This is a genomic window from Pseudomonas sp. (assembly GCF_049645325.1).
Classification (GTDB): domain Bacteria; phylum Pseudomonadota; class Gammaproteobacteria; order Pseudomonadales; family Pseudomonadaceae; genus Aquipseudomonas.
Genome location: NZ_JBARTQ010000305.1, coordinates 1 through 2,555 on the forward strand (window position 1 = coordinate 1; position 2,555 = coordinate 2,555).

The 2,555-nt window shown below is 63.7% G+C and carries 2 protein-coding genes; both read right to left on the reverse strand.

All coding sequences use genetic code 11. The features are described from left to right. Nucleotides 1-314 precede the first annotated feature (314 nt). Nucleotides 315-1,640, reverse strand: coding sequence for an LLM class flavin-dependent oxidoreductase (locus tag WBB95_RS13820; RefSeq protein WP_424488083.1), 1,326 nt, complete (start codon nt 1,638-1,640; stop codon nt 315-317). Next, on the reverse strand, nt 1,637-2,555 hold a 919-nt coding region (locus tag WBB95_RS13825), incomplete at its 5' end, for an aliphatic sulfonate ABC transporter substrate-binding protein (protein WP_424488084.1). The genes WBB95_RS13820 and WBB95_RS13825, both read right to left, overlap by 4 nt.

Consider the following 2,555-nt stretch of genomic DNA (forward strand, 5'->3'; position numbering starts at 1 on the left):
GGGCCATGGATGGCCCGTCACGGCGGCCCACGGATTCAAGCCGGAGTGCGGGCACACCGAGCCTAAGCGAGGTGCCGAGTGGAGGGGCAAGAGCGTTTTGGTTACTTTTGCGCTCTATCAAAAGTGACCCGCCGTAAGGGCGGAACCCATATCAGCCATCACCCAAATAACGGATATGCACTCACAAAAAACACCCCCAATTCGCCAGCAACAACGCCACCCAAGCCGAATGCCTCTCGCCCCCCGGCCTTCAAGGCCAAACGCGGAGCAAGCCAACTCACCACAGAAAGCCCCATAGCCCACAAAAGAGCATCTCACGCACCCAGATCAGCCAAACCCAAATGCTCGCGCAGCGTGGAGCCCGCGTAGGCAGTGCGGAACAACCCTTTGCGCTGCAAATGCGGAATCACACTCTCGACAAACTCAGTAAACGAACCCGGCAGATACCCCGGCGAAATCACAAACCCATCACAGCCGCCCTGCTCGAACAACTCCGCCAGTTGATCAGCGACCTGCGCCCCCGTGCCCACCAGTTGCGGCACACGCACGCTGCTGGCGAACACGCGGCCGAGCTGCTCCAGGGTGGTTTCGGGCCCCTGCATCAACAGCTTTTCAGCCGCGGCCGGAGGAATCAGAGGCGACTGGACGATCTCTGCGAGGGTCGCCGAGAGCGGGAATGGCGACAGGTCGACATTCAACTGCGAGGCCAATGTCACCAGCCCCAGTTCAGGCCGCGCCAGCGCGTTGTGTTTGTCGCGCTTGGCCCGGGCTTCGGCTTCGCTGCCGCCGATAAAGGGCATCACCGCCGTGAGCACTTTGCAGCTGTCAGCCTCTCGGCCCTGTTGCACCACCTGCGCACGCACGTCATCGCGGAACGCGCGCATCGCCGCCAAGTGCGGGTGAATGGTGAAAATCGCCTCGGCCCACCGTGCGCCGAACCGTCGCCCGCGCCCTGAGGAACCGGCCTGAATCAGCACCGGCCGGCCCTGGGGTGTGCGTGGAATATTCAGCGGGCCTTCGACCCTGAACCACTCGCCTTGGTGCTGCACGGAATGGATCAAGGCGGGGTCGGCGAGCACACCGCTTTCACGGTCCAGCTTGAGCGCGCCTTTGCCCCAGCTGTTCCAGAGCTTGAGCGCGACTTCAACGAACTCATCGGCGCGGTCGTAGCGCAGGTCGTGTTCCAGGTGCTTGTCCTTGCCGAACAAGCGCCCTTCGCTGTCGTTCATTGAGGTGACGATGTTCCAGGCCGCGCGCCCCTTGGACAGGTGGTCGAGGGTGGCGAATTCGCGGGCAATGTGCGCCGGCTCGTAATAGGTCGTCGAGCGCGTGGCGCCCAGGCCCAGCCGACTGGTCTGGCCGACCAGGTAAGAGAGGATCGGCAAGGGGTCGAGGCGCGTGGCGTCCTGGGCGCCGTAGCGCAGCGCGAACTCGCGGGAGCCGCCCATCTGGTCGCCCACCGCCAGGCGATCGGCGAAGAACAGGAAGTCGAACAGCCCCTCCTCCACCACCTTGGCGATGCGTGAGTAGTATTCGGGGTCGAGGTAATTGCCGAGCGTTTCAGGGTGGCGCCACACCGCGTGGCTATGGACCACGGGGCCGCTTAACAGGAAGGCAGACAGATGGATTTGACGGCTCATGGCTTGGGCGTCCACACGGTGATATTGGAGACTTTCAGCGGCTTGGGAATCAGCTTCGCGGCGTAGTAGGTGTCGGCGATACGCTGCTGCTCGGCGAGGTTGTTCACCTGGACCGGGATGATGTCGTAGCTGCGGCGGCTATTGGCGAGTTCCACCGTGGCCGGCGGGATATTGCCCCACAGCGGCCCGAGCAGTTCAGCGGCTTCCTTGGGGTGGGCTTTGACCCATTGGCCGGTCTCGCGCAGGGTGTCGAAGGTCACTTGCAGCACGTCCGGGTGGGCCTTGGCGAACGTTGTAGTCGCCAGGTAGAAGCGGTTGTAGTCGGCCAGGCCGTCCTTGCCGTCGGCGATCACACGCACGTGGTGTTCGAGTTGCTGGGTGGCGAGGAACGGGTCCCAGATCACCCAGGCATCCACGCTGCCATTGGAAAACGCGGCGCCGCCGTCGGGCGCTTCGAGGTAGCGCGGGGTGATATCGGCCAGGGTCAGCCCGGCCTTTTTCAACGCGCTGATCAGCAGGAAGTTGCTGCCCGAACCCTTGGACACGGCGACCGTCTTGCCCTTGAGGTCGGCGATGCTGTGGATCGGCGAGGTGTCCTGAACGATGATCGCCTGGGCGCCGGGGGAGGCGTTTTCCTGGGCGTAATAGGTCAGCGGCGCGTCGGCGGCTTGCGTGAACAAGGCAAACGCGTCAGCCACATCCGCGTGCAGATCGACACTGCCGGCGTTCAGCGAGCTGAGCAGGCCGGTACTGAATTCATGCCAACTGACGGTGAACCCGAGGGGCTTGAGGCGCTGTTCCAGCTGGCCGTTTTGCTTGAGCAGAATCCACAGCGTGGACGAGCGCTGGTAGCTGATATCCAGGGTTTGCTCGGCATGGGCCGCCGCTGCGGCAAGCAGCAGAATGGCGGCGACG